This is a genomic window from Paraburkholderia sp. J41 (genome assembly GCF_905220235.1).
Lineage (GTDB): Bacteria > Pseudomonadota > Gammaproteobacteria > Burkholderiales > Burkholderiaceae > Paraburkholderia.
The window spans coordinates 393,604-399,603 of sequence record NZ_CAJMZE010000002.1 but is presented as its reverse complement, the minus strand read 5'-3'; the positions used below and the strand labels follow the sequence as shown (position 1 = coordinate 399,603).

Genomic DNA, 6,000 nt, shown 5'->3' with positions numbered 1-6,000 from the left:
AGGTGTGCCGATATAAAGCACGATTTCTCCCCCTGTAGTGTCGTCTCACCACGGATCACGATGGATCACCACGGATCGCGAGTGCAATTTACCGCCAGGGAATTTCAGGGTAAACACCCTTCGAGCGTCCTAGCCCGCGCCGGATGATGGGCTGCGTGATGGGCCGGAAAAAACAAAAACCCCGTAAATCATTAAATTTACGGGGTTTCCGCCTATATCTCTGGCGGAGAGAGGGGGATTCGAACCCCCGATAGGCTATTAACCTATACACGCTTTCCAGGCGTGCGACTTAAACCGCTCATCCATCTCTCCGGCGGGACGCGAATTATAGCAGACTCTGCGCGGCAGAGGAAAGTCGGCCGAACGACAGTCACTTCGCCCCCCCAAAGCTTTCCTCCGCCCCCCGCCTAAGCAACGCAGAATTCCTTCGTTTCCCGCTCACAGCCCATTCCGTATCGTCTGGCGCATCGGTCGCGAACGGCGCAACGCACGCGGCCGCGCCCACGAAAACCACGCTAAAACGGAACCCGGCATGAAGCACACGAGGAACACGAAGAATACGAATAACCCGCGCGTCCTGCGCTCGCTTCCCGCCGCGCTCGCGCTCGCATGCACCGCGAGCGCCGCAACCGGCGCGCACGCGCAAAGCAGCGTCACGCTCTATGGCATCGTCGATGCCGGTATCGCCTACGTTCATAACGCGCAAGACGCGAGCGGGCGCAACCAGTCGACGCTCATCAAGGAAAGCAGCGGCAATCTCTCGGGCAGCCGGTGGGGCCTGCGCGGTAGCGAGGACCTCGGCAACGGCCTCGCCGCAATCTTCCAGCTCGAAAACGGCTTCAACGTGGGCACCGGCGCGCTCGGGCAGGGCAGCCGCGAGTTCGGGCGCAAGGCGATCGTCGGCGTGTCGAGCACGGCGTGGGGCACGCTCACGCTCGGCCGGCAGTACGATCCGCTCGTCGACCTCGTGCAGCCGCTCACCGAAGACGGCCCGTTCGGCGGCGTATTCGGCACGCCCGGCGACCTCGACAACTACGACAACAGCCTGCGCGTCAACAACTCGGTCAAATACACGAGTCCGCTCATCGCCGGCTTGCAGTTCGAGGCGCTCTACGGCATCGGCGGCGTGGCGGGCGCGACCGGCAGCGGCCAAACATACAGCTTCGGCGCCGCATACTCGAACGGCCCGCTGCAACTCGCGGCGGGCTACTTCTTCGCGAACGGCGGCAACACGGTCGCATCGGGCGCGCGTACGTGGACCAGCACGTCGGACAGCCTCTTCAACACCGTCATCAACGCGGGCTTCGCGAGCGCGAACAGCATCCAGATCGTGCGCGCGGGCGGCAGCTACGCCGTGGGTGCGCTCTCGTTCGGCCTCGCGTATTCGAACACCCAGTACGGCAGCGACGCCTTCTCCACGTTCCGTCAAACCGCGAAGTTCAACAACGGCTCGGCGTTCCTGAACTGTCAGGTGACGCCGGCATTGCGCGCGGGCGTCGGCTACAACTACACCGTGCTCACGGGACCGGCATCGGCGCATTACAACCAGGTCAATGTCGGCGGCGATTACGCGCTCTCGAAGCGCACCGAACTCTACGCGCTCGCCGGTTATCAGAAGGCGAGCGGCCACACGCTCAACGCGAGCGGCGCCAGCGTCGCGGCCCAGGCGTCGATCGGCGACTTCGGCGTGAACTCGGGCACGAATAGCCAGGCACTGCTCGCGCTCGGCATTCGCCACAAGTTCTAGGCGCGCATCCGTGGCGCGGTTGCACGCCTGCGGGGCCTTGATGGATCGCCGATAATGCAGCGTCGATTCATCGAGGAGAGCGCGTATGAACGTGAGCGATGCCGTCAAGAGCCGCAAGTCCGTGCGGCAGTTTCTGCCCGATCCCGTCGATTCCGCCGTGATTCGGGAAGTGCTGGCGAAAGCGGCTCATGCGCCCTCGGGCGGCAATTTGCAGCCGTGGCGCGTACAGGTGGTGGGCGGCGCGTCGCTCGCACGCTTCAAGTCGATCATGGCGCGGCGTATCGAAGAGGCGAGCGCGGGGGAGTCGACGGAATACGATGTTTATCCGCGCGAACTCACTTCGCCGTATCGCGAGCGGCGTTATCAGGTGGGTGAGGACTTGTACCGCAGCATCGGCGTGGCGCGCGAGGACCGTCCTGCGCGATTGCGTCAGTTCGCCCGCAACTACGCGTTTTTCGACGCGCCGCTCGCGCTCTTTTGCAGCGTGGATCGGCAAATGGGACCGCCGCAGTGGGCCGATCTCGGCATGTTCCTGCAAACGGTGATGTTGCTTCTACGCGAAGCCGGCTTGCATAGCTGCGCGCAGGAGTGCTGGGCGCGCTATGCGCAAACCGTCGGCGCGTTTCTCGACTTGCCGCCCGAACGCATGCTGTTTTGCGGCATGGCGATCGGCCACGAACACACCGATGCGCCGATCAACCAGTGGCGCTCGGCGCGCGTACCGCTCGAAGCGTTCGCGCAATTCGACGGCATCTGAGCATCGAAGCGCATTCGCGTCGATAGCAAATCGTAAGTAATCCGACGTTTCGTTTACAGCACGGCGCGAATGCGCGCGGCCAGTGCTTCGAGCTGGGCGAGCTCGGCCATCTCGCGCGCATGCGGGCGCAACGCCTCGCCGGCGCGGCGCGGAATAATGTGGAAATGCACGTGCGGCACCGTTTGTCCCGCAGCCGCGCCGTTGAATTGCGCGATCAGCAAGCCTTCCGGCGCCAGCGCTTTTTTTACCGCACTCGCTACTTTTTGCACAGTTACCATCGCGGCTGCGCCGGCTTGCGGCGATAGCTCGTCAATGAACTCCGCGCTTTCCTTCGGCAGCACCAGCACGTGTCCCTCGGATTGCGGCATCACGTCCATGATCGCGAGCGTCGCGTCGTCTTCGTACACCTTGATGCAAGCGGCTTCGTTGCGCAGGATGCGAGCGAAGATGTTGTTGTCGTCATAGGCCATGGCGCGATTCTCCGGCTGCGCGTTTTCGTTGAGCTTTCAATTATGTCCTGGCGGCACGGTCTGTGCGCGGCCCTGCACGTTTTTTGAAGCAGGTGCATCATAGAGGCTCTCGCAGCGAGCAGCGACGAAGAAGTCTTGAACACAACCTCTTGCATGGAACCGCGTCGGCGCACAAAAGCCACCGGTTCAACTCGGAGCACGTATGGCAACGACCGATCTCGAAGCAGTCAATCCCGCCCGCGAGGCCACCGGTTCGGGGGCCTGGCGTTTCGCGGCCCAGTTGCTGGCGCGCGCGGACGTCAAGCTCAACGGCACGCGGCCTTGGGACATGCGCATTCACGACCCGCACGTACCTGAGCGTGTGCTCGCATTAGGCAACCTGGGCTTGGGCGAAGCCTATATGGACAAGCAGTGGGACTGCGAGCAGCTCGACGAATTCTTCGCGCACATTTTGCGTGCGCATATCGACGAGCAGGTGGACCCGTCGCGGCTCGTATTCCATGCGCTCAAGGCGCGCCTCATGAATCGTCAGACCGTGCGCCGCGCATGGAAGGTCGGTCAGCAACACTACGATATCGGCAACGCGTTCTACGAAGCCATGCTCGACAAGCGCATGGCCTATACGTGCGGCTACTGGTCGGCCGGCGCGAAAACGCTGGACGAAGCGCAGGAAGCCAAGCTCGATCTCATCTGCCGCAAGCTCGGGCTGCAACCCGGCATGCGTCTGCTCGACATCGGTTGCGGTTGGGGCAGCCTCATGAAGTTCGCGGCGGAACATTACGGCGTGAGCTGCGTGGGCGTGACGATCTCGAAGGAACAGGCCGCGTTCGGCGCCGAACGTTGCGGCGATCTGCCGATCGAATTCCGCTTGCAGGATTATCGTCTTCTCGACGAGAAGTTCGACCGCATTGCGAGCGTGGGCATGTTCGAGCACGTCGGCCCGAAGAATTACCGCACGTATATGGAAGTCGCGCATCGTTGCCTTGCCGACGACGGTCTCTTCCTGCTGCACACCATTGGCAAAAATCGCCGCGAGACCACGCCGGACCCGTGGATTGACAAGTACATTTTCCCGAACGGCGAGTTGCCGACGATCGGGCAAATGGCCGACGCGTCGGGCGGCTTGTTCGTAACCGAGGACCTGCACAATTTTGGCGCCGACTACGACAAGACACTGATGGCGTGGCACGCGAATTTCGAAGCGGCGTGGCCGCGTTTCGAGGCGCAGATGGGCGAGCGTTTTTATCGCATGTGGCGTTACTATCTGCTCTCGTGCGCGGGCGCGTTCCGGGCGCGCGACATTCAGCTCTGGCAGTGGGTGTTGTCGAAGAACGGCGTGCTGGGCGGCTATCGGCGTCCTGCCGACTGAGGTTCGCCATTGGCGTTGAAAAACCGCGTTTCGTGTAAAGCGAAACGCGGTTTTTTTATCGCCGTTGCCGTCGCCGCTTTATCGCATGAACGCCGAAACGGTGGCAATGCCGAGTATCGTCATGACAACGGAAGCGCCGACATGGATGGCGATTTCGCCCGCGGCCCAACCGAAGCGGCCGTGCTGAAGATGCGAAACCACTTCGGCGGAAAAGGTGGAGAAGGTCGATAAGCCGCCCATCAAACCGGTGATGACGAAGAGTCGCCATTCGGGCGGGATTTGCGGCGCGCGCGCGAAGAACGCGACCGCCGCGCCGATCACATAACCGGCGATCACGTTCGACGCGAGCGTGCCGAGCGGCAACGCGGGAAGCAGCGCATTGAGGCGCAGGCCGAGCACCCAGCGCAGCAGCGAGCCGAGCGCGCCGCCGATACCCACAGCGAGAATGGACAGATACATGGTCGCGAGTTGGTTGAGAGCGCAAGGAAAACCGGCGTGCGCGCATGCGGCGGCGGCCGTTCTTTAAGCGCCGCCACGCGGCAACAGCCGGCCGCTTTCGTGCTCCGAGTGTAGCATCGCTCTCGCGACCGGCGGAGCTCAGGCGAAGCCGCCGTTCGCGCGCAGGACCTGCTGTTGACCCACGCGCCGTCCGGTCCCGCGAGAAACGATACATTTTTTGCTCATCAACCGTAGTTGGACGCCGCCGCGAATTCCTTGCCGTAGCGCGTTGCGATGCGGGCAATCCGCTGGCCGACACGTCGCGCTGGAGGACGCGTTAATACGCGATGCAGACCGATTTCGTCTCCGTGTCAGCGTCGATGACGGCGCGTCCGTGTTCGCGGCCAATGCCCGAAGCCCGGTCGACCATGTTATGCGTGTTGATCCATACGGTGCCCGCCTGCACGCCATCGACCACACGCAGCGCGCGATCGAGCCGGTTCGTCCAGACGCTCGCACCTAATCCGTACTCCGAAGCATTTTCGGCGGCGATGGCTTCTTCTACGTCGTCGTACGGCATCGCCACGAGTACAGGGCCTAACACTTCCTCGCGCACCACGACGGTGAGCGGCTTGTTCGCGACGTTCGCAATGACGGTCGGCTCGACAAAAGAGCCCGGACGATTCGCGTTGCCGCCGCCCGCTACAATTTCGCCGCCTTCGGCGCGGCCTTGCGCGATCATGCCCGCCACCTTGTCGCGATGATGTGCGGATACGAGCGGACCCATTTGCGTGGCCTCGTCGAAGCCCGAACCGGGCGCCGTCGAGCGTGCGACGTTCGCGCTGGCCCGAGCGGCGAACCGTCCACGCGAATTCACCAGATTAACCTGGGCGCGGTGTACCACCTTTCGAAGCGCACTGCGCTTTATACCGTCGCAATCGGGCAACAATCGTCGGGCGCGGGACGGGATGTGGACGCGGCCAGCGGCGCCGCGCGTAACCTTGCGCAAATTCCGAACCTCGTCAATTCGGACACCGACAAGCAACTCGCGGTAATGGCGGGCATCCGCCACAATTTCCAAAGCGAGCGCGGCGTGCGCGCATGACGCGCCGCCGCAAGATCGCGGCAGCAAGCGGGCGCACGTCGGCGTACGTTGAGGGTAGGCGGGCGCCACATTGGCAGTACGCGCGCGCGGTTCGGCAGTAGAATAATCGAGTCC

6 protein-coding genes, 1 tRNA gene and 1 pseudogene are annotated in these 6,000 nt (G+C 63.2%); 4 read left to right on the top strand and 4 right to left on the bottom strand.

The window, feature by feature from the left end:
- Positions 1-221 precede the first annotated feature (221 nt).
- A tRNA-Ser gene (locus U5805_RS03745) sits at positions 222-312 on the bottom strand.
- Positions 313-532: 220 nt separating this feature from the next.
- Between U5805_RS03745 and U5805_RS03740 the strand changes: the two genes are divergently transcribed.
- Together U5805_RS03740 and U5805_RS03735 are read left to right on the top strand one after the other, a co-directional pair.
- Entirely contained in the window at positions 533-1,747 is a 1,215-nt protein-coding gene (locus U5805_RS03740) for a porin (RefSeq protein ID WP_322102082.1), read from the top strand.
- Between the two features lie 85 nt (positions 1,748-1,832).
- Complete coding sequence (locus tag U5805_RS03735) at positions 1,833-2,504, top strand: nitroreductase (RefSeq protein WP_322102081.1); 672 nt, start codon at positions 1,833-1,835, stop codon at positions 2,502-2,504.
- 53 nt (positions 2,505-2,557) lie between these two features.
- Here the strand turns inward: U5805_RS03735 and U5805_RS03730 are convergent, their stop codons facing one another.
- Positions 2,558-2,974, bottom strand: a complete 417-nt coding sequence (locus U5805_RS03730) for an HIT family protein (RefSeq protein WP_322102080.1) — start codon at positions 2,972-2,974, stop codon at positions 2,558-2,560.
- Between the two features lie 202 nt (positions 2,975-3,176).
- On the opposite strand from U5805_RS03730, the gene cfa reads away from it, so the two are divergent.
- On the top strand, positions 3,177-4,343 hold the full coding sequence (cfa, locus tag U5805_RS03725) for a cyclopropane fatty acyl phospholipid synthase (protein WP_322102079.1): 1,167 nt from the start codon (positions 3,177-3,179) through the stop codon (positions 4,341-4,343).
- Positions 4,344-4,421: 78 nt separating this feature from the next.
- Here cfa and crcB read toward each other — a convergent pair whose 3' ends face one another.
- The gene (crcB, locus tag U5805_RS03720; protein ID WP_322102078.1) at positions 4,422-4,802 is read right to left on the bottom strand and encodes a fluoride efflux transporter CrcB; all 381 of its coding nucleotides are present in this window, start codon (positions 4,800-4,802) and stop codon (positions 4,422-4,424) included.
- 316 nt (positions 4,803-5,118) lie between these two features.
- Positions 5,119-5,568, bottom strand: coding sequence for an aldehyde dehydrogenase family protein (locus U5805_RS03715; protein ID WP_322102077.1), 450 nt, complete (start codon positions 5,566-5,568; stop codon positions 5,119-5,121).
- Positions 5,569-5,628: 60 nt separating this feature from the next.
- On the opposite strand from U5805_RS03715, the pseudogene U5805_RS03710 reads away from it, so the two are divergent.
- Positions 5,629-5,886: pseudogene (locus U5805_RS03710) on the top strand (porin); the annotation flags it as partial.
- Between the last annotated feature and the right edge of the window lie 114 nt (positions 5,887-6,000).

Excerpts from the sequence above, each read along its gene's own strand:
- U5805_RS03740 (WP_322102082.1), top strand. The coding sequence starts at position 533 with ATGAAGCACACGAGGAACACGAAGAATACGAATAACCCGCGCGTCCTG.
- U5805_RS03735 (WP_322102081.1), top strand. The coding sequence starts at position 1,833 with ATGAACGTGAGCGATGCCGTCAAGAGCCGCAAGTCCGTGCGGCAGTTT.
- U5805_RS03730 (WP_322102080.1), bottom strand. The coding sequence starts at position 2,974 with ATGGCCTATGACGACAACAACATCTTCGCTCGCATCCTGCGCAACGAA.
- cfa (WP_322102079.1), top strand. The coding sequence starts at position 3,177 with ATGGCAACGACCGATCTCGAAGCAGTCAATCCCGCCCGCGAGGCCACC.
- crcB (WP_322102078.1), bottom strand. The coding sequence starts at position 4,802 with ATGTATCTGTCCATTCTCGCTGTGGGTATCGGCGGCGCGCTCGGCTCG.
- U5805_RS03715 (WP_322102077.1), bottom strand. The coding sequence starts at position 5,568 with ATGGGTCCGCTCGTATCCGCACATCATCGCGACAAGGTGGCGGGCATG.